At 71.8% G+C, this 22,031-nt stretch carries 20 protein-coding genes; 14 read left to right on the top strand and 6 right to left on the bottom strand.

Annotation, left to right across the window (positions count from 1 at the left end; translation table 11 throughout):
- Positions 1-2: 2 nt before the first annotated feature.
- Positions 3-836 carry a TIGR03619 family F420-dependent LLM class oxidoreductase gene (locus tag ABZ896_RS05630; protein WP_360922405.1) on the bottom strand — a complete coding sequence of 278 codons (834 nt, stop codon included), beginning with the start codon at positions 834-836 and terminating at the stop codon, positions 3-5.
- A complete protein-coding gene (locus ABZ896_RS05625) occupies positions 833-1,522 on the bottom strand; it encodes an alpha/beta hydrolase (protein ID WP_360922402.1) in 690 nt (229 codons plus the stop codon). Before ABZ896_RS05625 ends, ABZ896_RS05630 begins: the two co-directional genes overlap by 4 nt.
- A 63-nt stretch (positions 1,523-1,585) precedes the next feature.
- Between ABZ896_RS05625 and ABZ896_RS05620 the strand changes: the two genes are divergently transcribed.
- Positions 1,586-1,960, top strand: a complete 375-nt coding sequence (locus ABZ896_RS05620; RefSeq protein ID WP_360922399.1) for a MerR family transcriptional regulator — start codon at positions 1,586-1,588, stop codon at positions 1,958-1,960.
- Positions 1,961-1,967: 7 nt separating this feature from the next.
- On the opposite strand, the gene ABZ896_RS05615 is transcribed toward ABZ896_RS05620, so the two are convergent.
- Entirely contained in the window at positions 1,968-3,212 is a 1,245-nt protein-coding gene (locus tag ABZ896_RS05615) for a helix-turn-helix domain-containing protein (protein WP_360922396.1), read from the bottom strand.
- 128 nt (positions 3,213-3,340) lie between these two features.
- Between ABZ896_RS05615 and ABZ896_RS05610 the strand changes: the two genes are divergently transcribed.
- Both ABZ896_RS05610 and pruA read left to right on the top strand, forming a co-directional pair.
- A complete protein-coding gene (locus ABZ896_RS05610) occupies positions 3,341-4,267 on the top strand; it encodes a proline dehydrogenase family protein (protein ID WP_360922393.1) in 927 nt (308 codons plus the stop codon).
- A 184-nt stretch (positions 4,268-4,451) separates the two neighbouring features.
- Entirely contained in the window at positions 4,452-6,083 is a 1,632-nt protein-coding gene (gene pruA, locus ABZ896_RS05605; protein WP_360922390.1) for an L-glutamate gamma-semialdehyde dehydrogenase, read from the top strand.
- A 31-nt stretch (positions 6,084-6,114) separates the two neighbouring features.
- On the opposite strand, the gene ABZ896_RS05600 is transcribed toward pruA, so the two are convergent.
- The gene (locus ABZ896_RS05600; protein WP_360922387.1) at positions 6,115-7,104 is read right to left on the bottom strand and encodes an NADP-dependent oxidoreductase; all 990 of its coding nucleotides are present in this window, start codon (positions 7,102-7,104) and stop codon (positions 6,115-6,117) included.
- A gap of 101 nt (positions 7,105-7,205) precedes the next feature.
- Here ABZ896_RS05600 and ABZ896_RS05595 point away from each other — a divergent pair, with 101 nt between their 5' ends.
- Both ABZ896_RS05595 and ABZ896_RS05590 read left to right on the top strand, forming a co-directional pair.
- A complete protein-coding gene (locus tag ABZ896_RS05595) occupies positions 7,206-8,126 on the top strand; it encodes a LysR family transcriptional regulator (protein WP_360922384.1) in 921 nt (306 codons plus the stop codon).
- 176 nt (positions 8,127-8,302) lie between these two features.
- The gene (locus ABZ896_RS05590) at positions 8,303-8,434 is read left to right on the top strand and encodes a hypothetical protein (protein ID WP_107056436.1); all 132 of its coding nucleotides are present in this window, start codon (positions 8,303-8,305) and stop codon (positions 8,432-8,434) included.
- Positions 8,435-8,489: 55 nt separating this feature from the next.
- On the opposite strand, the gene ABZ896_RS05585 is transcribed toward ABZ896_RS05590, so the two are convergent.
- Positions 8,490-10,049, bottom strand: a complete 1,560-nt coding sequence (locus tag ABZ896_RS05585; protein WP_360922381.1) for a metallophosphoesterase family protein — start codon at positions 10,047-10,049, stop codon at positions 8,490-8,492.
- A gap of 142 nt (positions 10,050-10,191) precedes the next feature.
- Between ABZ896_RS05585 and ABZ896_RS05580 the strand changes: the two genes are divergently transcribed.
- Together ABZ896_RS05580 and ABZ896_RS05575 are read left to right on the top strand one after the other, a co-directional pair.
- Positions 10,192-11,235 carry a 3-isopropylmalate dehydrogenase gene (locus tag ABZ896_RS05580; protein WP_360922378.1) on the top strand — a complete coding sequence of 348 codons (1,044 nt, stop codon included), beginning with the start codon at positions 10,192-10,194 and terminating at the stop codon, positions 11,233-11,235.
- A gap of 253 nt (positions 11,236-11,488) precedes the next feature.
- Positions 11,489-12,577 (top strand): branched-chain amino acid aminotransferase, encoded by a 1,089-nt coding sequence (locus tag ABZ896_RS05575; protein ID WP_360922375.1) that lies wholly within the window; start codon positions 11,489-11,491, stop codon positions 12,575-12,577.
- Positions 12,578-12,613: 36 nt separating this feature from the next.
- Here the strand turns inward: ABZ896_RS05575 and ABZ896_RS05570 are convergent, their stop codons facing one another.
- The gene (locus ABZ896_RS05570; protein WP_360922372.1) at positions 12,614-14,056 is read right to left on the bottom strand and encodes a cytosine permease; all 1,443 of its coding nucleotides are present in this window, start codon (positions 14,054-14,056) and stop codon (positions 12,614-12,616) included.
- Positions 14,057-14,171: 115 nt separating this feature from the next.
- Between ABZ896_RS05570 and ureA the strand changes: the two genes are divergently transcribed.
- The 7 genes from ureA to ABZ896_RS05535 all read left to right on the top strand — a co-directional run bounded on the left by ureA (position 14,172) and on the right by ABZ896_RS05535 (position 22,015).
- Positions 14,172-14,867: an urease subunit gamma gene (ureA, locus tag ABZ896_RS05565; RefSeq protein WP_360922369.1), complete on the top strand. Its 696-nt coding sequence runs from the start codon at positions 14,172-14,174 to the stop codon at positions 14,865-14,867.
- 192 nt (positions 14,868-15,059) lie between these two features.
- Positions 15,060-16,769: an urease subunit alpha gene (locus tag ABZ896_RS05560; RefSeq protein ID WP_360922366.1), complete on the top strand. Its 1,710-nt coding sequence runs from the start codon at positions 15,060-15,062 to the stop codon at positions 16,767-16,769.
- A gap of 15 nt (positions 16,770-16,784) precedes the next feature.
- Positions 16,785-17,810, top strand: coding sequence for an agmatine deiminase family protein (locus tag ABZ896_RS05555; protein ID WP_360922362.1), 1,026 nt, complete (start codon positions 16,785-16,787; stop codon positions 17,808-17,810).
- Between the two features lie 9 nt (positions 17,811-17,819).
- On the top strand, positions 17,820-18,236 hold the full coding sequence (locus ABZ896_RS05550) for a hypothetical protein (RefSeq protein WP_360922359.1): 417 nt from the start codon (positions 17,820-17,822) through the stop codon (positions 18,234-18,236).
- Entirely contained in the window at positions 18,233-18,835 is a 603-nt protein-coding gene (locus tag ABZ896_RS05545) for a TetR/AcrR family transcriptional regulator (RefSeq protein ID WP_360922355.1), read from the top strand. Before ABZ896_RS05550 ends, ABZ896_RS05545 begins: the two co-directional genes overlap by 4 nt.
- 121 nt (positions 18,836-18,956) lie before the next feature.
- Entirely contained in the window at positions 18,957-19,982 is a 1,026-nt protein-coding gene (locus ABZ896_RS05540; protein ID WP_360922353.1) for a protein TolB, read from the top strand.
- Positions 19,982-22,015, top strand: a complete 2,034-nt coding sequence (locus ABZ896_RS05535; RefSeq protein ID WP_360922350.1) for a hypothetical protein — start codon at positions 19,982-19,984, stop codon at positions 22,013-22,015. Before ABZ896_RS05540 ends, ABZ896_RS05535 begins: the two co-directional genes overlap by 1 nt.
- The last annotated feature ends 16 nt before the right edge of the window (positions 22,016-22,031 follow it).

Raw genomic sequence — 22,031 nt, 5'->3', positions numbered from 1 at the left:
CCTCAGGGACGAAGGGCCGCCTTCGCGAAGGCGGTCATCCGGCGAACGTATGCGTCCGGGTCGCCGAAGTGCACCGCGAGATGCTCGGCTCCGGCGGCACGGAAGGCCTCGGCGGTGCGGGCGGCCTCGGCGACCCGCAAGGCCTCGGTGGCCCGGTCCCTCCCCGGCCAGTCCGTCCGAGTACCGGGAGACACGGCGCGGTCGCTCGCACGGGCCCGCAGATACGCCAGCCGTTCCCCGAAGGCAGCCGGGTCCAGGCCCACGCCCTGCCAGACGTCGGCGTACCGGGCCGCCCGGCGCAGGGCGGCGTCGGTGACACCGCCGGTCATCACCGGTACGGCGGTGTCGGGGCGCGGCTCGAAGACGCCCGTGTCGAAGCCGTACCAGCGGCCCTCGAAGGGGCCACGGCCCGCCCGGAACAGCTGCCGCAGCAGCGCGATCGCCTCGTCCGTACGGGCCGCCCGGTTGCCGAAGTCGGCGCCCACGGCGGCGAATTCGCGGGCGTCCCAGCCGATCCCCACGCCCAGGGTGAAGCGTCCGCCGGACAGCGCGTGGAGGGTGGCGACCTGCTTGGCCACCACGAAGGGACTGCGCAGGGGCAGGACGAGCACGGAGGTGCCCAGACGGATCCGGCTGGTTGCCGCCGCCAGCCAGCCCAAGGTCACCAGCGGTTCGAGGACCCCTCCGTACACCGGGCCGTACGGGGCCGGCGGCAGGATGTGGTCGGGCAGCCACACGGTGTCGTAACCGAGGTCCTCGGCCCGGCGCGCCAGGTCGACGAGTCGGCGCGGGTCGGTGCCCGGGGGCATGTCCGGGAGGACGACCTGGAGCTTCACCGCCGTACACCGTCCTCCTGATCTGCCTCGGCCAGGGAACCGAGGAAGTCGAGGACCGGGCTCAGCCAGTCCTGCGGCCGCTCGACCATGACCACGTGGTCGCTGTCGATCTCCGTGTACCGCGCGCCCCGGATCCCGGCGGCCAGGGCACGGGAGCCCGCGGGCGGGACCAGGGTGTCGGCGGTCGTCGCGACGACCAGCGTGGGGACGTCGACCTCCGCCAGGTCGGCGGTGACGTCGAGGGAGGGGATCATGTCGAGATGCGGGTGGAGGGCGGGCGGCTCCGCGGCCCGCCAGGCGGGGATCAGGCCGAGCAGCCGCGCGTCGGGCCGGGCGAACCCCGCGGTCAGCACGAGCGCGGTCACCCGCTCGGGATGGCGTACGGCGGCACGGACCGCCACCAGGGTGCCGAGCGAGAAGCCGAGCACCGCGAACCGCTCCACGCCGTGCCGTACGGCGGAGTCGACGACCGCGTCCGCGAGCCCGTCGAGGTCCAGCGGGGCGTCGGCGACCGGGGTCGCGCCCGAGCCGGGGTAGTCCGGGGCGACGACGGTGTGGGCGGCGGCGAGGGCCGGCAGGACCGGTGCGAAGTTGCCCTCGATGCTGCCGGTGGCGCCGTGGGCGAGCAGCAGTCCGGGGCCGGTTCCGGCGACGGCGGTGGCGAGGACGGGGAATGAATCGGTCATGCCCCGTACGTTGACCCATCACATCGGTGTGAAGGTCAAGTCGCGGGCGTGAGGGGAGAGTCAGTGCTGATAGGCGAGCTGTCACGGCAGACCGGGGTGCCGCACCGGCTGCTGCGGTACTACGAGGAGCAGGGCCTGCTGTGCCCCGAGCGCGACGGCAACGGCTACCGCGTCTACGCCGTCGACGCGCCGTACGTCGTCGCCCGGATCCGGGGCATGCTGGCGGCGGGACTGAGCACCGACGCCATCCGCGAGATGCTGCCGTGCGCCACCGGTGCCGGGCCCGGGATCGAGCCCTGTCCCGAGGTGCTGCGGACGATGGCCGAGCGGCTGGAGCGGATGGACACGGACATCGCGGAGCTGCGCCGCCGCCGGGCCGCGCTGGCCGCGTTCCGCGACGCGACGCAGGCGCGGCGGGAGGGGGCCGACGCTCGCTGACGTGCCCTCACAGGCGTGCGGTCTTGAGGGCCATGTGCAGCAGCAGGCGGTCCTCGCCGTCGTCCAGGTCGAGGCCGGTGAGCTGTTCGACGCGGGAGAGGCGGTAGTAGAGGGTCTGGCGGTGGATGCCGAGCGCGGCGGCGGTGCGGCCGGCCTGGCCCGCGCAGTCGAGGTAGACCTCGGCGGTGCGGGCGAGTTCGCGGTGGGCGGGGGACTGCAGCGGTCGTACGACGGGGTCGTGCGCGCTCTCCCGCGGCAGCGCGGTCAGCAACCGGAACGGCCCGAGCGCCCCCCACTCCACGACCGGCCCGAGCCGCGGCTCAGCCCGCACGGCCCGAGCCCCGGCACACGCCTCCTGCCACGCACCCCCGAGCTCCCCGAGCGAGCCCCGGCCAGCGGCGACCCCTACGGCGAGCCCACCGGAGGCCACGGCACCGGCCCCAGCACCACCGACTCCGTCCCCCATCTCCCGCGCCCTCTCCAACAACCGTCCCGCCACCGCATGGGCGGAGCCCAGCGTGTCCGTCGACCGCAGTCGCACCAGTGCTGCCAGTGCCTGCCCGGACACCCCCCACGGCACCGTGCACAGGGCGGTCGTGTGGGGGACCGTGCGGGCCGAGGGGGCGTCGTCGGGGTCGGGGGAGGGCCAGGGGGCCGCGCACAGGATCGTGTAGGGGCCGTCCGCCCGGGTGCCGAGGGCCGTGCGGAGGGCCGCCACCGCCATGTCGGCCTGCCAGCCGCGGTCGGCCGTGAGGACCGCGCGGAGTTCCCGGCTCAGATCCGCCCCGTGCTGCGCCTCGTCCGCGAGCAGCGCGCCGATCCGGGCCGTCACCTCCATCGCCGCGTCCAGCTGCCGGTCGGTGGGGCCCGGGTTGGAGTCCAGCAGCCAGACGTATCCGTGGACGATGCCCCGATGCCGTACAGGGAGACAGATCCGCCCCCGGTACACCCCCGCCTCCGGCGTCGGCGGGATCCGCACCGGCGCCGTCGCCCGGGTGATCCCGAACCCCTCGAACCACGTCCGCACCGCCGCCGTGGAGCGCCGGGTCAGGATCGAGCGCGTGCGCACCGGGTCCAGCGCCGACGGGTCGAGGTCGCCCTCACTGTCGTACGCCCCGAAGGCGATCAGCTCGAAGTCGCGGTTCTCCAGCGTTGCCGGCGCCCCGAGCAGCTCGGAGATCTCGTCGACCAGCTCCTGGTAGTCGCCCTTGAAGCGCTGGGAATCCGTCGTCATCCGGGCATTCTGCCCCATCCTCGGGCCGCCTTCATACATCTGTCTGAGATCTGCGGCACGGATGCGTGACAGCTGTCGATGGCCCACGATCGGGAGGATCCTTAGGTTTCACGGTGGTTCTGTCTGCTGGTCTGTGGAGGTGCCCCGTGCTGGGTCCCGTGATTCTCGCCGCGTCGCGCAGCGACCGGATGCGACGTCTGATCTCGGCGGCGCCGGTGACCGGGCAGGTCGTCGACCGCTTCATCCCGGGCGAGACGGTCGACGAGATCGTGCCGATCATCAGGGAGCTCACGGACCGTGGCCTGGAGCTGACGATGGACGTCGTCGGCGAGGACATCACCCGCCCGGAGCAGGCCGAGGCCGCACGCGACGCGTATCTGGAGCTGGTGGACCGGCTGAAGGACCTTGAACTGGGGACCAGGGCCGAGATGTCCGTGAAGCTGTCGATGTTCGGGCAGGCCCTCCCCGGCGGCCACGAGCTGGCGCTCGCCAACGTCCGTCCCGTCGTCGAGGCCGCCGCCGCGATCGGGACGACCGTCACCCTCGACGCCGAGGACCACACCACCCTCGACTCGATGTTCGCCATCCACGAGGAGCTGCGGAAGGACTTCCCGGAGACCGGCTGTGTGATCCAGGCGTACCTCTTCCGCACCGAGGCGGACGCGCGCCGGCTCGCCGCGGCCGGGAGCCGGGTGCGGCTCGTGAAGGGTGCGTACAAGGAGCCCGCCGAGGTCGCCTACCAGCAGAAACACGAGATCGACAAGGCGTACGTCCGGGTCCTGCGGATCCTCATGGAGGGCGAGGGGTACCCGATGGTCGGCTCCCACGACCCGCGCCTGATCTCCATCGCCCAGGAACTCGCCCGGCAGGCAGGCCGCAAGCCCGACGAGTACGAGTTCCAGATGCTCTACGGCATCCGCGGCGACGAACACCTCCGCCTGGCCGCCGAGGGCCACCGCATGCGCGTCTACACGGCCTACGGCACGGACTGGTACGGCTACTTCATGCGGCGCCTGGCGGAGAAGCCGGCGAACCTGCGCTTCTTCCTCCGGAGCATGATCACCCATGGCTGAGGAAGCGAGGCTGTGCTGCGTCTTCGGCCGGGGGTCCGGGGGTTGTCCCCCGGGAAGGCACAGCATGCGGAGGCTGGCGGAGAAGCCGGCGAACCTGCGGTTCTTCGCGCGCAGCATGATCACCAAGGGCTGAAGCGCCCGCTCATTACAAGCACCCGCTCAAGCACAAGGAGTTACGGAACCCATGGACGCTGTGACCCAGGTCCCCATCCCCGTCAACGAGCCGGTGCACGGCTATGCCCCCGGCTCGCCCGAACGCGCCCGGCTGGAAGCCAAGTTGAAGGAGCTGGCCGACAACCCCGTCGACCTGCCCTGCACCATCGGCGGCGAGAAGCGGATGGGCGGCGGCGAAGAGTTCAAGGTGGTCCAGCCCCACAACCACCAGGCCGTCCTCGGCACTTACCGCAACGCCACCCAGCAGGACGCGCGGGACGCCGTCGACGCTGCCCTCGCCGCCGCGCCCGGCTGGCGCGCGATGTCCTTCGACGACCGCGCCGCGATCATCCTGCGCGCCGCCGACCTCCTCGCCGGCCCCTGGCGCGAGACGCTGGCCGCCTCCACCATGCTCGGCCAGTCGAAGACCGCCCAGCAGGCGGAGATCGACACCCCCTGCGAACTGGTCGACTTCTGGCGCTTCAACGTGAAGTACGCCCGTGACCTGCTCGCCGAGCAGCCCCCGGCGAACTCCCCGGGTGTGTGGAACCGCCTCGACCACCGCCCGCTGGAGGGCTTCGTCTACGCGATCACGCCCTTCAACTTCACGGCGATCGCGGGCAACCTGCCGACCGCGCCCGCGCTGATGGGCAACGTGGTCGTGTGGAAGCCGTCCCCGACGCAGACCCACGCCGCCGTGCTGCTCATGCGGCTGCTGGAGGAGGCCGGGCTGCCCAAGGGCGTCATCAACCTCGTCACCGGCGACGGCATCGAGGTCTCCAAGGTCGCCCTGGAGCACCGGGACCTGGCGGGCATCCACTTCACGGGTTCGACGAAGACCTTCCAGTACCTGTGGAAGACGGTCGGCGCCAACATCGAGAAGTACCGCTCCTACCCGCGTCTGGTCGGCGAGACCGGCGGCAAGGACTTCGTCGTCGCCCACCCGAGCGCCGACCGCGCAGTCCTCAAGACGGCCCTGACTCGGGGCGCCTTCGAGTACCAGGGCCAGAAGTGCTCCGCTACCTCCCGGGCGTACATCCCGGCGTCGATCTGGAACTCCGGTTTCAAGGAGGAGTTCGCCGCCGAGGTCGACCACCTCGCCATGGGTGACGTCACCGACCTCTCGAACTTCATCGGCGCCGTCATCGACGAGCGCGCCTTCGCCAAGAACAAGGCCGCCATCGACCGCGCGAAGTCGGACCCCAACTGCACGATCGTCGCGGGCGGTTCGTACGACGACTCGGTCGGCTGGTTCGTCCGCCCGACCGTCGTGGAGTGCACGGATCCGGCGGGCGAGGTCTTCACCACCGAGTACTTCGGCCCGTTCCTCGCGGTCCACGTCTACGAGGACGACCGGTACGAGGAGATGCTGACCCAGATGGAGTCGGTCTCCGACTACGCCCTGACCGGCTCGGTGATCTCGGCCGACCGCGCGGCGACGGCGTACACCATGGACAAGCTCCGCTACGCGGCCGGCAACTTCTACATCAACGACAAGTCGACCGGCGCCGTGGTCGGCCAGCAGCCCTTCGGCGGCGGCCGCTCCTCCGGCACCAACGACAAGGCGGGCGCCCCGCAGAACCTGATGCGCTGGACCCTGACCCGCGCCATCAAGGAGACCCTGGTCCCGCCGACCGACTACGGCTACCCGCACATGGGCTGACGGCCTGTCAGACACCGGGAGGGTCCAGCGGTCAGACAGCCGCCCGTACCAGGATCTTCCCGGTGTTCCCGCCCCGCAGCATCAACAGGAAGGCCTCCACGATCCGTTCGAAGCCGTCGACCAGCGTCTCGTCGAGGGCGAGCGCCCCGCTGAGCAGGTGCGGTACGGCGAACGCGTACAACTCCTCCTGGACGTCCAGGTAGTCGCGTACCAGGAAGCCCTCCAGACGAAGACTCTTCTCCACCACGTCCGCGTGGTTGAACACCACCGGTGGGGTCTCGACCGCGTTGTACTGCCCGACCGTTCCGATCCGCACCACCCGCCCGCGCTCCCGCAGCGCGCCGATCGCGGCGCCCAGGTGCTCGCCGCCGACGTTGTCGACGAACACGTCGAATCCGGTGGGGGCGGCCTTCGCCAGCAGGTCGCCGACCGGGCCCGTGTGGTAGTCGAACGCCACGTCGTAGCCGACCCGTTCGGTGAGGTACCGCACCTTCTCGGCCGAGCCCGCGCTGCCGATCAGCCGGCCCGCGCCGAGTAGCCGTGCGAAGCGGCCGGTGGCCGTGCCGACCCCGCCCGCCGCCGCGGAGACGAAGACGTCGTCGCCCTCGCGGAGGCGGGCTACACGGGTGAGGCCGACGTACGCCGTCAGGCCCGTGCCGCCGAGGACGCTCAAGTACGCGGAGAGTGGCACCCCTTCGTGCGGCGGCAGGCGTCTGACCTCCGCCGGGGTCACCACCGAGTGCGTCCGCCAGCCCTTGCGGTGGAAGACCAACTCGCCCTCGGGGAGTGCCGGTTCGCGGGATTCGACGATCCGGCCCAGTGCGCGTCCCTCCAGCGGGGCGTTCAACTCGAAGTCCCCGTCCATCATTTCGCGGTGGTAAGGGTCGACCGACCAGTAGAGGTTCTCCACCACGGCCGTTCCGGGCGCGGGGGAGGGGACGGGGGACTCGGCGAAGCGGAAGTGGCCGGGGGTCGGAAAGCCCGTGGGGCGGGCGGTCTGGTGCACGGTGAGCGCGGTCATGGAGGCGACCGTAGGAAGGAATCCCCGGTCCGGGCAGAGGGTTGGGTTCATGGAACGGGCGGATCCATGAGCCGCCCTCATAGTGGCAGGTGGGGCCCTGAATGAGCGGCACGGATCTGGTGCCACAGGAGTTGCGCACCCTCGTCGCGGTCGCCGAGGAGGGCGGCTTCTCGGCGGCCGCGGTCCGGCTCGGGACGACCCAGTCGGCGATGTCTCACGCAGTCCGGGGCATCGAGCGGAAGCTCGGGGCGGTGCTGTTCGAGCGGGGGCGGTACGGGGCCCGGCCGACCCCGGCGGGGACGCGGGCGGTGGCCCATGCTCGCCGGGTCCTGCGGATGCTGGAGGTCATGGTCGCCGAGACGCGGGGACACCCCGCGGAGCCCACAGAGCCCACCGGCCCCCTCCGCGTCGCCGCCTTCCGCAGCGCCGCCCTGCACCTGCTCCCGCCCGTCCTGGAACGCCTGGCCGCACGGCACCCCGGTATCGAGGCGACCGTCACCGTCGTACGGGAGATCGGTCCGGGAACGGCCGGGGAGGTCGCCGAGGGGCGGGCCGACCTCGGGATCGCCACCCTGAACGACGGACCTCCGCAGGGGCTGGTCGGGGACGTCCTGCTGGAGGAGCCGTACGCGCTGGTGCACCCGGCCGGGCACCCCGCCCCGCGGTCGCTGCCCCTGGTCGACTGGTGGGAGAACTGCTCCTCCTACACCAGGGAATGGTGGGCCGCGCAGGACTGGATCCCCGCCGCGACCGTGCGCGCCGAGGACGACGGGGCCGTGCTGTCGATGGTCGGCAGCGGTCTCGGCATGGCGATCATGCCCGCGCTCTCCCTCACCGCGACCCCGCCCGGCCTGGAGATCACCGACCTCGGACCGCGGCGGCCCACCCGCCGGATCGGCTACGTCGCCACCCCCGAACTGGCGGCGGCCGCGGCCGTGCGCGCCCTGGTCCGGGAGCTCAGATCCGCAGGTCAGCGCGGTGTGACCCAATCCACCGTCTCAGATAGTAGGAAGTCCGAGTAATTGTGGAGACAGACCGGCCCTCCTCGCTTAGCTTTGTAGGAGCCGAACGTCTCGCTCGACCAAGCGAATGGCGGTCGTGAGCCGGGCCCCGTGCAGGCAACCCCTGCGGCCCCCGCTCCCCGCCCCTTCCGGCGTCTCGTTATCCCTTCCCTGGTTATTGAAGGAGTCGATTTCTCATGGCCGAGACGACCGCCCGCCGTCGAGTCCGTCACATCTCGCGTACGAGTGAGTCCGACCGCAAGAATGCCGCGGCCGCCCTGCAGCGCGCCCTCGACCGCCGTGACAACGGCGGCTCGACCGGGCACTGAGGGCCATCCGCACGAAAAAGCCGGGAGCCGCACCCGCTCGGGGTGCGGCGCGGTCTCATGTACCGCGCCGCACCTCGAAATGGTCGATGCGCCGCCCCTCGGACGTCAGTGCCGAGACCGCCAGCCGGGGCCGCGCCCCGGCCTCCGCCTCCACCTTCAGGAGCGAGAACCCGCGGTAGCGCACCCGCGACCACTCCACCGTCTCCTTCTCGGACTGCTGGGACTTCGTCCACCGGAAGCTCTCGACGGACTCGTGGTCGTGCACCCGCCCCTCGTAGCTCTCCCGCACGTCCGCCGGGAAGCCGTACAGATCCCTGCCGCCCCCGCCGGCCGTGACGTACACGATCCCGTCCCGCGTCGGATCGGTGCTGCCGCCGATCGGCACCGCCCGTCCCACCTCGTCGTTCCTGATCGCGTCCGTGCGCTCGTACACGTGGTTGTGCCCGTTGATCACCAGGTCCACCTGGTGCTTGGCGAAGAGCGGCAGCCACGCGGCGCGCACCCCGCCGTCGGAGGCGTGCGCGGACGTCGAGTACGCGCAGTGGTGGAAGTAGACGACGACGAAGTCGACGTCCGCCGCCGCGCGCAGCTCGCCCAGCCGCTGGTCGAGCCAGGCCGTCTGCCGGCCGTCGCTGTAGCCGAGGTTCGCGGGGATCTCGTACGACACGTCGTTCGCGTCCAGCGCCACCACGCCGACGTTGCCGTAGGTGAAGGAGTACACCCCCGGCGCCGTACGGGGGTCGAAGCCGCTGTCCGGGAGGGACCAGCGGGCCAGCTGGCCGCCGTAGCCCTCGGGCGAGTACCAGGCCTCCATGTCGTGGTTTCCGGTCGTCACCATCCACGGCACGGTGCGCGCGACCTGCTCGTTCTGCTTGAGGAACAGGTCCCAGAAGCCCGGGTCGTAGCCGTCCGACTCGATGCCCTTGCCGTTGCTGTCCGCGTAGCAGATGTCACCGGCGTGCAGGTGGAAGGCGGGCTGCTGGCGCAGGATCACATGGTCGTTGGCGGCGGCCGCCTTGCCGACCCCCTGGTCGCCGAACGCGGTGAAGACGAAGGACTCCGGGCTCGCCGGCGCCGTACGGAAGGAGCTGACGGTGGAGCGGTGGGCGGGCGCGGCCGGGTCGAAGCCGTCGTGGCCGACGCCGTAGTAGTACGTCGTGCCGGGGCGCAGGCCGTCCAGGGCCGCGTGCACGTAGTACTGGTCCAGCGCCAGGCGTACGCCGGTGACGCCCGGGGTGTGCAGGGCGCGGACCTCGGCCTCGATCCTGCGGCTGAGGTCGTCGGGCGCGAGGCCGATGCGGACGTACGGCTTCTTCACCGCGAGCGGGAGCTGCCAGGAGATCCGCATCTGCGTCTTCGGGTCGGCGCCGAGGGCGAGATGGCGGCCGAAGGGGGCTACGGCGGAGCCGTGGACCCGGGCGGGGGGGGAGGGGCTGGCCTTCGTGGTGGTCGGTGTGCTGCTGGAGGAACAGCCGGTCAGCAGGCCGCCCGCGACCGCGCCCGCCGTCACCAGCGTGCGCCGCCGGGAGAACGTCGTACGCAGGTACTCGTACTGCTCGGCCATGCTCATCCGGCGTGCGAGGTGCGGCGGAATGCCGAAGTCGGGGAGGTCCATGGCTGTGAAGTTCCCAGCGACTCCCAACGGCCGCCATACCTACGGGTGAACGTGAGTCGAAGGCCTGACGCCCGGACAGCCGCCGACGTCCGCATGATGGACCGGGTGTGTCATCCCATGGGACGAGGAGTAGGGTTCCCGCATGTCTCGCAGCATCAATCTCGCAGTGATTCCCGGTGACGGCATCGGCCAGGAAGTCGTGGCCGAAGGCCTCAAGGTGCTCTCCGCCGTCCTTCCGCAGGATGTGAAGCTGGAGACCCAGGACTACGACTTCGGCGCGCAGCGCTACCACGCCACCGGTGAGACCCTCACCGACGCCGACCTCGACTCCCTCAAGAAGCACGACGCGATCCTGCTGGGCGCCATCGGCGACCCGTCGGTCCCGTCCGGTGTTCTGGAGCGCGGCTTCCTGCTCAAGCTCCGCTTCGCCTTCGATCACCACGTGAACCTGCGTCCCTCGAAGCTGCTCCCGGGCGTGGCCACGCCGCTCGCCGGTGAGCCCGCCATCGACTTCGTCGTCGTCCGCGAGGGCACCGAGGGCCCGTACACCGGCAACGGCGGCACCATCCGCAAGGGCACCGAGCACGAGGTCGCCACCGAGGTCTCCGTGAACACCGCCTTCGGTGTCGAGCGCGTGGTCCGCGACGCCTTCGCCCGCGCCCAGGCCCGCCCCCGCAAGAAGCTCACGCTGGTCCACAAGAACAACGTGCTGACCTTCGCCGGGCACCTGTGGACGAACGTCTTCAACAAGGTGGCCAAGGAGTTCCCCGAGGTCACCACCGACTACATCCACGTCGACGCGGCGACCATCTACCTGGTCACCGACCCCGAGCGCTTCGACGTGATCGTCACCGACAACCTCTTCGGCGACATCATCACCGACCTCGCCGCGGCCGTCTCCGGCGGCATCGGCGTCGCCGCGAGCGGCAACATCAACCCCTCCGGCGAGTTCCCGTCGATGTTCGAGCCGGTCCACGGCTCCGCGCCCGACATCGCCGGCCAGGGCAAGGCCGACCCCACCGCCACGGTCCTGTCCGTCGCCCTGCTCCTGCGCCACCTCGGCTACGAGGCCGAGGCCGCCCGGATCGACGAGGCGGTCTCCGCCGACCTCGCCGAGCGCACCGGGAAGCCCGCCCGCTCCACGTCGGAGATCGGCGACGCGCTGGCCGTACGAGTAGCCGGCTGACCCGCGCTTCTCCGTGCTCCACGAAGCCGCCGGGTCACTTCCGTCCCCGGCGGCTTTCGCATGTCCCCGCCGGGGTGTCACCATCATCCCCTGGGTCGCATTCACGCCGTTTTCGTCCACGGCGGCCCGCGCGCGATAATCGAACGCGGAGCCGCGGAATGAGGGAATGCTCGGACGTCCTAGCACTGGTCACTGACAGTAAAAGGGCGTGAGCGCGGCCCGTCACTACCCAACCGGTGAAGGACAACCACTCATGACGACGCCCACGATCGAGCTCAAGCCCTCGGCCTCGCCACTTTCCGTCGCCGAACGCGACGCGATCCTCGCGAACCCCGGCTTCGGCCGCCACTTCACCGACCACATGGTCGTCATCAAGTGGACCGAGGGCCGCGGCTGGCACGACGGCCAGCTCGTCCCGTACGCGCCGATCTCCCTCGACCCGGCCACCATGGTCCTGCACTACGCGCAGGAGATCTTCGAGGGTCTCAAGGCCTACCGCGGGCCCGACGGTTCCGTCGCCACCTTCCGCCCCGAGAAGAACGCCGAGCGCTTCCAGCGCTCCGCGCACCGTCTCGGCATGCCCGAGCTGCCGGTCGAGACCTTCATCGAGGCCTGTGACGTCCTGGTCCAGCAGGACAAGGCGTGGGTGCCGGCGCATGGCGGCGAGGAGTCCCTCTACCTGCGCCCGTTCATGATCGCGACCGAGGTCGGGCTGGGTGTGAAGCCCGCCAACGAGTACCTCTTCCTGGTCATCGCCTCGCCCGCCGGTGCGTACTTCCCGGGCGGCGTCAAGCCGGTCACCATCTGGCTCTCCGAGAACCGCGTCCGCGCCGTCCCCGGCGGCACCGGCGACGCCAAGACCGGCGGCAACTACGCGGCGTCCCTGCTCGCGCAGGCGGAGGCCGCGGCGAAGGGCTGCGACCAGGTCTGCTACCTCGACGCGGTCGAGCACAAGTGGGTCGAGGAACTCGGCGGCATGAACCTGTACTTCGTCTACGGCGACAAGATCGTCACCCCGTCGCTGACCGGCTCCATCCTGGAGGGCGTCACCCGCGACTCGCTCCTCTCGGTCGCCCGGGACCTCGGCTACACCGCCGAGGAGGGCCGCGTCTCCGTCGACCAGTGGCAGCGCGACTCCGAGAACGGCACCCTCACCGAGGTCTTCGCCTGCGGCACGGCCGCGGTGATCACCCCGGTCGGCACGGTCAAGCGCGAGGGCGCCGAGTGGCGCCAGTCGGGCGGCGAGCCGGGCGAGGTCACGCTGCGGCTGCGCCGGGCGCTGCTGGACATCCAGCGGGGCACGGCCGAGGACAAGCACGGCTGGATGCACAAGCTCGGCTGACCGCCGCCCCGTTCGCCCCACCGCCCCGACACCGGTTCACCGATCCGCGACCGGTGTCCGGGGCGCGCGGACGTCCGCCGGGTCCGGAGCCGGGGCGGCCGGTGCGCGGTGTCCGAGCAACCGGTACGCCACCCCTCCCACCAGGCCCGACAGCAGGAAACTGCAGTCCACCCCGCCGGTCAGGCCCAGCAGCGGTCCCTGGTACGACGGCAGCGACACGGCCAGCAGGCCCACCCCCGCGCCCAGCGCCCAGGACACCGTCGCCGGGATGTTCCAGCCGCCCCGGTACCAGTAGATCCCGCCGCGGGAACGGCGGTTGAACACCTGGAGGGCCTCCGCGTCGTACACCCCGCGGCACCGCGCGAAGCCGATCAGGGTGATGACCGCCCAGGGGGTGCCGATCGCCGTCAGCAGGAGGACGAAGGACGTCATCGCGTCCTGCGCGGACGAGTAGTAGTGGCCGACGAAGACACAGGCCGTCGCGACCACGGCGACCGTGTACGTGGCCCGCGCCCGGGACGCGCGCGGCAGGATCGCGTCCAGGTCCAGGCCCATGGAGTAGAGCATCAGGCCCGCGTTGCCGACCGAGCCCGCGGAGGCGGCCAGCAGGAGCGGCGGCAGGTACCAGCCGGGGGAGGCCGCGACCAGCGGTCCCGCGTAGTCGGCCGCCGCGCGCGCCGCGTACGCCGTGAACGTGCCGAACAGCTGCGGGAGAAGCAGCCCGGCGATCAGGCCCAGCCAGGTCGCGTGCAGCACCCGGCGGGAGGTGTGGCGGACCGGTGAGATGTAGCGGGTGTAGTCGCCGAGCAGGGTGATGAAGGCGATGGGGCCCGACAGCCCCGCCGCCACCGCCGCCAGCAGCCACGTCGGCCAGAACCCGCCCAGCAGATAGCCGCCCGCCTCCGGCAGCGCGCCGGTCGTGAAGTGCGGGGCGTAGGCGACCACGCCCAGGGCGAGCAGGGCCGTCATGCCGACGGTGAGGACCCGGGACATGGCCAGCAGGACCTGGTAGCCGTACACCGCGCCCGCGACCGTCGCCGCCGCCAGCAGCCCGTAGACCACGCCGTACGACCATCCGCTCGCCGGGAGCCCGGTCAGCCGGCCGAGCACGCCCACCATCACGTCGCCGCCGATCCAGACGGTCAGCGCGGTGTAGCCGAGGGCGAGCAGAAGGCCGACGACCGAGCCGACGAGGCGGCCCCGCACGCCGAACTGCGCGCCGGAGGACGTCGACAGGTTGGTCGCCGTGCGCAGCGAGATCAGGGCCAGGGGAGCGGTCAGGACCGTGCCGACGACCGTGCCGGCCACGATCGAGGCGACCGAGGCCCACCAGCCCAGGCCGAAGGAGGGCGGCAGCCAGCCGAAGACGATCACGCCCAGGCAGAGGTTGGATCCGAGCAGGATCGAGACGAGGTCCCGTGGACCGCTGGTCCGTTCCTCCTCGGGGACGGTGTCGACTCCGCGCTGTTCCATCGGCATGACGTGTCTCCTCAGTTAGAGCGACGTTCAATGTGATGTGTGCGATGGTCTGCCGTCAATCTTTCCGTCGTGTGATTTCTATGTTTAGAGTAATGCTCTAAAAGGAGGGAACGACATGCGGCTGACTCCCACCGAACGCGACCGGCTGCTGCTCTTCGGGGCGGCCGAGCTGGCCCGGGCGAGGAAGGCCCGGGGTCTCAGGCTCAACGTGCCGGAGGCCACCGCGCTGATCGCGGACGCCGTGTGCGAGGCCGCGCGGGACGGGGCGCGGCTCGCCGAGGCGATCGAGGCCGCGCGGGCTGTGCTCGGGCCGGACGACGTGCTGCCCGGAGTCGCCGACGTCGTCACCGAGGTGCATGTCGAGGCCGTCTTCGACGACGGGTCGCGGCTCGCGGTGGTCACCGATCCGATCGGGGGCGGGCTCGGCGGCGCGGCCCCGGGCGAGCTTCTGCCGGGGCCCGCGCACGAGGAGCCCGCGGCGGTCGTACGGCTGACCGTCACCAATACGGCCACCGTGCCCGTCTCCGTCACCTCCCACTTCCACTTCTTCGAGGCCAACCCGCGCCTGGACTTCGCCCGGGAGCGCGCCTACGGCATGCGGCTCGCCGTCCCCGCCGGGTCCTCCGTGCGGTTCGGGCCGGGGGAGAGCGTCGAGGTCGGCCTGCTGCCGATCGGGGGCGAGCGGATCGCGATCGGCTTCGCGGGGCTCGTCGACGGGGCGCTGGACGCGCCGGGGGCGAAGGCGGAGGCGCTGCGGAGGGCTGCCGCCTGCGGGTATCTGGGGGTTCGCGACGAGGAGGCGGCGCGATGAGGCGTGCGGCGGGGCTCTCGTGGGGTCGGCCCGCGCGCCCTCACGAGGTTTCCCCGACGCGCCTGCCCGCCGCGCACGACCTGGGGGCGGCCCGATGAGGCGTGCAGCGGGGCTCTCGTGGGGTCGGCCCGCGCGCCCTCACGCGGGTTCCCCGACGAGCCTGCCCGCCGCGCACGACCTGGAGGTGGCCCGATGAGCCGGCCCGGAGGGCATCCCGCCGAGTCGCGGCGGCTCACCCCTCACGAGTACGCGGCCACCCACGGCCCCCGCGCCGGGGACCGCATCCGCCTCGGCGATTCCGGGCTGACGATCCGCGTCGAGGCCGACTCGCAGCGGTACGGGGACGAGTTCCTCGCCGGGTTCGGGAAGACCGCGCGGGACGGGCTGCATCTCAAGGCCGCGGCCGTGCGGGAGACCTGTGACGTCGTCGTCAGCAATGTCGTCGTGATCGACGCCGTGCAGGGGATCCGGAAGGTCTCCATCGGCATCCGCGAAGGGCGGATCTGCTCCATCGGGCGGGCCGGGAACCCCGACACCCTCGACGGGGTGGACGTCGTCGTCGGCACCGGTACGTCCATCGTCTCCGGCGAGGGGCTCATCGCCACCGCCGGAGCCGTCGACACCCACGTGCACCTGCTCTCGCCCCGGATCATGGAGGCCTCGCTGGCATCCGGCGTGACCACGATCATCGGGCAGGAGTTCGGCCCGGTATGGGGCGTCGGCGTCAACTCGCCCTGGGCCCTGCGGCACGCCTTCGGCGCCTTCGACGCCTGGCCCGTCAACATCGGCTTCCTGGGCCGGGGTTCGTCCTCCCACGACGCACCGCTCGTCGAGGCCCTCGCCGAGGGCGGCGCCTGCGGGTTCAAGGTGCACGAGGACATGGGCGCCCACACCCGCGCGCTGGACACCGCGCTGCGCGTCGCCGAGGAGTACGACGTCCAAGTCGCCCTGCACAGCGACGGGTTGAACGAGTGCCTGTCGGTGGAGGATACCCTGCGGGTCCTGGAGGGCCGCACCATCCACGCCTTCCACATCGAGGGCTGCGGCGGCGGCCACGTCCCGAACGTCCTGAAGATGGCCGGCGTCCCGAACGTCATCGGCTCCTCCACCAACCCCACGCTGCCCTTCGGACGGGACGCCGTCGCCGAGCACTACGGCATGATCGTCTCCGTCCACGACCTCAAGACCGACCTGCCCGGCGACGCCGCCATGGCCCGCGACCGCATCCGCGCCGGGACCATGGGCGCCGAGGACGTCCTGCACGACCTGGGCGCGATCGGCATCACCTCCTCGGACGCGCAGGGCATGGGACGGGCCGGTGAGACGGTCCGCCGTACCTTCGCGATGGCCGGGAAGATGAAGGCCGAGTTCGGGGCGCCGGAGGATCACGACAACGAACGCGTCCTGCGCTACATCGCCAAGCTGACCGTCAACCCCGCGATCGCCCACGGGCTCTCGCACGAGGTGGGGTCCATCGAGGTCGGCAAGCTGGCCGACCTCGTGCTGTGGCGGCCGGAGTACTTCGGCGCCAAGCCGCAGCTCGTCCTCAAGGCGGGATTCCCGGCCTACGGCGTGGTCGGCGACCCCAACGCGGCCACCGACACCTGCGAACCCCTCGTGATGGGCCCGCAGTTCGGCGCGCACGGCGTCGCGCCCGCCGAGTTGTCGGTCGCGTTCGTCGCGCAGGCGGCCCTGGACCAGGGCGCCGACTCGATGCCGACCCGGCGGCGCAGGGTCGCCGTCCGCGGTACCCGGGGGATCGGCCCGGCCGACCTGCTCCTCAACTCCCGTACCGGAGCGGTGGAGGTGGACCAGCGCACGGGGCTGGTCACGCTGGACGGCGAGCCGCTGCACTCCGAACCGGCCGAGTCCGTATCCCTCAACCGCCTCTACTTCCTCTAGGACTTGGGACGTGTCATGACCTACCGCATGCCCCCCGAGTGGGCACCGCACGACCGCACCTGGATGGCCTGGCCCGGCCCCAACCCGACCTTCACCGACGACCGGGAGCTGGCCGATGCCCGCGCCGCCTGGGCGGCCGTGGCCCGCGCGGTGCGCCGCTTCGAGCCGGTGACGATGGTGCACGGCCCCGGCCACGGGGACTCCGCGCGCGAACTGCTCGGTCCGGACGTCGAGTTGGTGGAACGCGAACTCGACGACGCCTGGATGCGGGACATCGGCCCGACCTTCGTCCAGGACGACCAGGGGCGACTCGCCGCCGTGGACTGGGTGTTCAACGGCTGGGGCGGCCAGGACTGGGCCCGCTGGGAGCACGACTCCAAGATCGCCCGCCAGGTGGCCGACCTGGCGGGAGTACCCGTGCTGAGCAGCCCGCTCGTCAACGAGGGCGGCGCGATCCACGTCGACGGCGAGGGCACCGTCCTGCTCACCGACACCGTCCAGCTCGGCGCGGGCCGCAACCCCGGCTGGACCCGCGAGCAGGTCGAGACGGAGATCCACGCCAAGCTCGGCACCCGCAAGGCGATCTGGCTCCCGCGCGGACTGACCGCCGACTACGGCACGTACGGCACCCAGGGCCATGTCGACATCGTCGCCGCGTTCGCCCGCCCGGGCGTGGTCGTGGCCCACGTCCAGCCCGACCCCGCGCACCCGGACCACGAGGTGACCAAGGAGGTCGTAGGACTGCTGAAGTCGGCGACGGACGCGCGGGGGCGGGCTCTTGAGGTCGTGGAGGTGCCCGCACCGACCGCCCTGGAGGCCGACGGCCACTGGGTCGACCACTCCTACATCAACCACTACCTCTGCAACGGCGGCCTCGTGCTCTGCGCCTTCGACGACCCGCGGGACGAGATCGCGGTGGGCATCTTCCGCCGGCTCTTCCCCGAGCGCACGGTGACGACGGTCGACGCCCGGACGATCTTCGCGAGCGGCGGGGGCGTCCACTGCATCACCCAGCAGCAGCCACGTGCCGTGGTCCGGTAGAACGTAGGGATGAACGTGCTGACCTGCGCCACCTGCGCAAGCCCGCTGACCGGGCCGCTGCGGCTCCTGCCCGAGGTGCCGCCCCGGCCGGTGTACGAGGGCTACAAGAACCCCGACGGCTCCCGGCACCCTCCGGCGACCGTGCCGCGCGGGGCGTACGCGGTGGACCCGGAGCCGTCCGGGGAGGGGTGTCTGATGTCCGCCGGGCCGCGCGGCACCCTGGTGACCCACCCCGAGGACAGCCGGGCCCACCTGACCGACAACCCGGCTCTCGATGAGATCGGCTGCTGCGGTCCGCCCGGGCGCGAGGGGCCCAACTCCCTGTGCGCGGAGTGCGGTTCGGTGGTGGCGACCCTGTACGCCGACTGCACCGGCGCGTACGAGACGGATTTCCTGCCCGACGCCGTACGGATCACCGCCGTATGAGCACCCCCCGCCGCACCCCCGCCCCGCCCCGCGACCGGATTCTCGCCGCCGCCATGGAGATGATCGCCGCGCGTGGGCTGGAGAAGCTCACCATGGCGGGGCTCGGCCGGGAGGTCGGCATGAGCAGCGGGCACCTCCTCTACTACTTCCGTACCAAGGACGAACTGCTGCTCCAGACCCTGGAGTGGAGCGAGGGACGGCTCGGCGTGGAGCGCGGCCGGCTGCTCACCCGTACCGCGTCGGCCCGTGAACGGCTCGACGCCTACGTCGACCTGTACGTCCCCGACGGCCACCGCGACCCGCACTGGACCCTGTGGCTGGAGGTCTGGAACCGCTCGCAGAACGCCGACGACGATGCGCGCGAGCGCCAGGCCGCCATCGAGGGCGCCTGGCACCGCGACCTGGTCGCGCTGCTCGCGGAAGGCGTGTCCCGGGGGGAGTTCCGGGCGGTCGACCCGGACCGGTTCGCGGCCCGGCTGCGGGCGCTCCTGGACGGCTTCTCCATCCATGTGGCGATCGGTCTGCGCGGCACCGACCGGGGGACGATTCTCGGCCACGTACGGGAGTTCCTGGAGGAGAGCCTTCTCGCGGACGCGTGACCTCCCGCCCGGGTTGTACGCAATAAGGCCGATTGACCCTGTGGTGAGGGGTGCGTTTGCCTCGAAAGGACCACAAGCGCCACGGGGACCATCAGGGGGAAGCATGTCCAGAGCCAGACGTGTGTCCGCAGTTTCCTTAGCCGGCGCGGGAGCCGCGCTGCTGCTCGCGCTCACCACCACGCAGGCCGTCGCCGCGCCCCGCACCGAGCGCGTCAGCACCGCGGCCGACGGCACCCAGGGCGACGGAGCCTCCGGCGGGGCCGTCATCACGCCCAACGGCCGCTACCTCGCGTTCCGTTCGTCCGCCACCAACCTCGTGCCCGAGGGCATCACCCACCCGGGCACGTACGCGTACATCCGCGACCTGCGCACCGGCGAGGTCACCAAGATGGAGAACGCGCTGAGCACGCCCCGGCTCAGTGCCGACGGCCGCTGGGCGACGTACACCGACTGGGGCAGCCGTACCATCAACGTCTTCCTGACCGATCTGACCACCGGCACCAGGACCCGGGTCGGGGGCAACGGCCGGGACACCGCGAGCTCTCCGGAGATCAGCGCCAACGGGCGCTACATCGCCTACACCTGGTCCGGGCACCCGGAGTTCCCCACCCGTGTCGACCTGTACGACCGGGTCACCGGCACCACCGAGACCGTCAGCACGGGCCCCGCCGACACCGCCCGGGACATGGGCAACCCGTCGATCAGCGGTGACGGCCGCCGGGTCGCCTACCAGGACCACGGCACCGGAGACGTCTGGGTCGCCGACCGGACCACGGGCACGCGGACCGAGGCCGACGACGGCACCGCCTCGACCGTCGTGCAGCTGAGCGCCAACGGCCGTGTCCTGGCGATGGATTCGGCGGACGGTTCCTATGTACGGGACCTGCGCACCGGCCGGGTCCAGCACTTCCCCGGCGTCAGGGTACGGGCCGTGAGCCCCGACGGGCGCCGACTCCTGCTCCAGGACGCGCAGTCGGACCTCTGGCTGCTGCACGGCGGACACCGGATCCGCGTCGGACACGGCAGCGCGGCCGACGGCTCGGTCGCCGACCGGGGCCGCTCGGTCGTCTGGTCCACCGCGGACGCGGACGTCGTCGCCGGGGACACGAACGGCGTGTCCGACGTGTTCCGTTGGGGGGCGCGCTGATGTCCGCCACGTCAAGGGCCGCCCTGGGTACGGTGGTTGCGCTCTCCCTCGCCTGGACGTCCGCGACGGTCGCGGCGGCCGGGCCCGACAAGTCCCGTACGGTGCGGGCGAGTACGGCGGCGGACGGGACGCAGGGGGACGGGCCGTCGTACGGGGCCGTGCTCAGCGCGGACGGCCGGTACGCGGCGTTCACCTCCACCGCGCCGAGCTTCGGCTGCGAACCGATCATCCAGTGCCTGCGCGTGAAGGACCTGGCCACCGGCGAACTCACCGCGATCGACCTCGGTCCCGGGTACGCCTACGGATCGCCGCTGCTGAGCGCCGACGGGAGCCGCCTCGCCTACTCGGCCGGACGCCGCTTCTCGGTGCCGTACCTCTACGACCGCGCCACGGGCGTCTCGCAGCCGCTGTGGCCCCAGAACCCGCCCGACCGCAACGAGTTGGGCGATGTGCAGTCCATCAGTCCGGACGGCACGCACGTCGCCTACACCATCGGCAACCGCAACGCGACGGAGAACACCCGCCTCCTGTACGTCCGCGACACGGCCACCGGCACCGACGAGCTGATCTCGCCCGCCGAGGAGGGCCGGAAGGGCGGGGCCTCGGTGAGCGGCGACGGCAAGCGGGTCGCCTACTCGATCCGCGGCGACGTGGAAGGCCCCGATCCGAGCGACGTCTTCGTCAAGGACCGGACGACCGGCGAGCGGACCCAGGTCGACGTGGGCCTCGGTGCCGCCTATCTGATCCGCATCACCGCGGACGGCCGACGGGTCCTGCTGGACGCCGACGGCGGGGTGTACGTCCACGACCTGCGCACGGGCGCCTCACGACGGGTGGCCGACGGGACCGCCGCGACGGCCACCGCGGACGGCCGGTACGCCGTCGTCTCGGGCGAGGACGGCACGCGGGTGCGGGACCTGCGCACGGGCCTGCGCGGAGCCGCCCTGCCCTGGGCCGCCCAGGTGACGGACTACTCGCTGGCCGCCAAGGGCCGTGCGGTGGTGTTCAGTTCGGACGCCTCCCACCTCGTGCCGGGCGACACCAACAAGGAGTCCGACGTCTTCGTCTTCTCCGGCGGACTCCGCAGGAACCCCGCCCCGATGCCCTCCGTCACCGAACGGCTCACCAGGCCGGACGGAGCGTCGTACGACCCGGTGATGGGGGAGAACAAGGTCGTCGCCTTCAGGTCGGGCGGGAGCGTGTTCGTCAACACGCCCGCCGGTGTCTCCCAGGTCAACTCGCCCGCCCAGAAGCCGTCTTCGCAGGGCACCCCCTGCTCCAGCGGCCGCATGGTCGGCTATGTCGCCCCACTCGAGTCCGACGGCGCTCCGGAGGTCTACGTCCGCAACCGCTCGGTCGGCAAGCTCACCGGCATCGGCTCCTACCAGGGCGTCCGCTTCACCTGGATGGGACAGCCCGCGGTGGACCCCTCCTGCCAGTGGATCACCTACGCGGCGACCCTGCCCGCCACGGACACCGACCCCGCGCCCCAACCCCGCGTCTACCGCTTCAAGTTCAACGGCGGTACGACCGACGTGGTCAGCGCGCCCACCGACGAGCCGGCCGGGCACCCGGCCATCAGCTACAACGGCCAGTACATCGCCTTCGAGCAGGGCGGCTCCGTGTACGTCCGTGACCTGGACACCGGCGCCCTGTCGGCGCTGGGCACCGGTTCGGCCCCGTCGATCAGCGAGGACGGCCGCAAGGTCGCCTTCCAGCGGGGCTCCCGGATCGCCGTCCGCGACCTGGACACCGGCACCACGACCCGCGTCAAGGGCACCCAGCCCTCACTCGCCGGAAACGGCACGGCTGTGGCGTACACCTCGGGCCGTTCCGTGTACTGGCTCCAACTCGCCACCGGAAAGAAGCAGTTGATCAGCGTCGACCGCCTGGGCGGCCGCAACGACCTCCCGGCCGGACACCCCTCCGTCAACGCGGACGGCACGGTCGTCGCCTTCGAGTCGGCATCACCCGATCTGGTGGAAGGGGACACCAACGGGGTGTCGGACGTGTTCCTGCGGACAGTGCAATGACAACGACCGATCACGG

Source organism: Streptomyces sp. NPDC047072, from assembly GCF_040643855.1.
In the GTDB taxonomy this organism is placed as follows: domain Bacteria; phylum Actinomycetota; class Actinomycetes; order Streptomycetales; family Streptomycetaceae; genus Streptomyces.
The sequence above is the reverse complement of the archived record's forward strand: the minus strand, read 5'-3'. Positions and strand labels throughout refer to the sequence as shown.

Bases quoted from the DNA above. Each gene is read 5' to 3' on its own strand.
- ABZ896_RS05590 (WP_107056436.1), top strand. From the start codon at position 8,303: ATGGCCGAGACGACCGCCCGCCGTCGAGTCCGTCACATCTCGCGTACG.
- ABZ896_RS05585 (WP_360922381.1), bottom strand. From the start codon at position 10,049: ATGGACCTCCCCGACTTCGGCATTCCGCCGCACCTCGCACGCCGGATG.
- ABZ896_RS05580 (WP_360922378.1), top strand. From the start codon at position 10,192: ATGTCTCGCAGCATCAATCTCGCAGTGATTCCCGGTGACGGCATCGGC.
- ABZ896_RS05550 (WP_360922359.1), top strand. From the start codon at position 17,820: ATGAACGTGCTGACCTGCGCCACCTGCGCAAGCCCGCTGACCGGGCCG.
- ABZ896_RS05535 (WP_360922350.1), top strand. From the start codon at position 19,982: ATGTCCGCCACGTCAAGGGCCGCCCTGGGTACGGTGGTTGCGCTCTCC.
- ABZ896_RS05600 (WP_360922387.1), bottom strand. From the start codon at position 7,104: ATGACCGCGCTCACCGTGCACCAGACCGCCCGCCCCACGGGCTTTCCG.
- pruA (WP_360922390.1), top strand. From the start codon at position 4,452: ATGGACGCTGTGACCCAGGTCCCCATCCCCGTCAACGAGCCGGTGCAC.
- ABZ896_RS05615 (WP_360922396.1), bottom strand. From the start codon at position 3,212: ATGGGGCAGAATGCCCGGATGACGACGGATTCCCAGCGCTTCAAGGGC.
- ABZ896_RS05545 (WP_360922355.1), top strand. From the start codon at position 18,233: ATGAGCACCCCCCGCCGCACCCCCGCCCCGCCCCGCGACCGGATTCTC.
- ABZ896_RS05570 (WP_360922372.1), bottom strand. From the start codon at position 14,056: ATGCCGATGGAACAGCGCGGAGTCGACACCGTCCCCGAGGAGGAACGG.
- ABZ896_RS05575 (WP_360922375.1), top strand. From the start codon at position 11,489: ATGACGACGCCCACGATCGAGCTCAAGCCCTCGGCCTCGCCACTTTCC.
- ABZ896_RS05595 (WP_360922384.1), top strand. From the start codon at position 7,206: ATGAGCGGCACGGATCTGGTGCCACAGGAGTTGCGCACCCTCGTCGCG.
- ABZ896_RS05560 (WP_360922366.1), top strand. From the start codon at position 15,060: ATGAGCCGGCCCGGAGGGCATCCCGCCGAGTCGCGGCGGCTCACCCCT.
- ABZ896_RS05625 (WP_360922402.1), bottom strand. From the start codon at position 1,522: ATGACCGATTCATTCCCCGTCCTCGCCACCGCCGTCGCCGGAACCGGC.
- ABZ896_RS05555 (WP_360922362.1), top strand. From the start codon at position 16,785: ATGACCTACCGCATGCCCCCCGAGTGGGCACCGCACGACCGCACCTGG.
- ureA (WP_360922369.1), top strand. From the start codon at position 14,172: ATGCGGCTGACTCCCACCGAACGCGACCGGCTGCTGCTCTTCGGGGCG.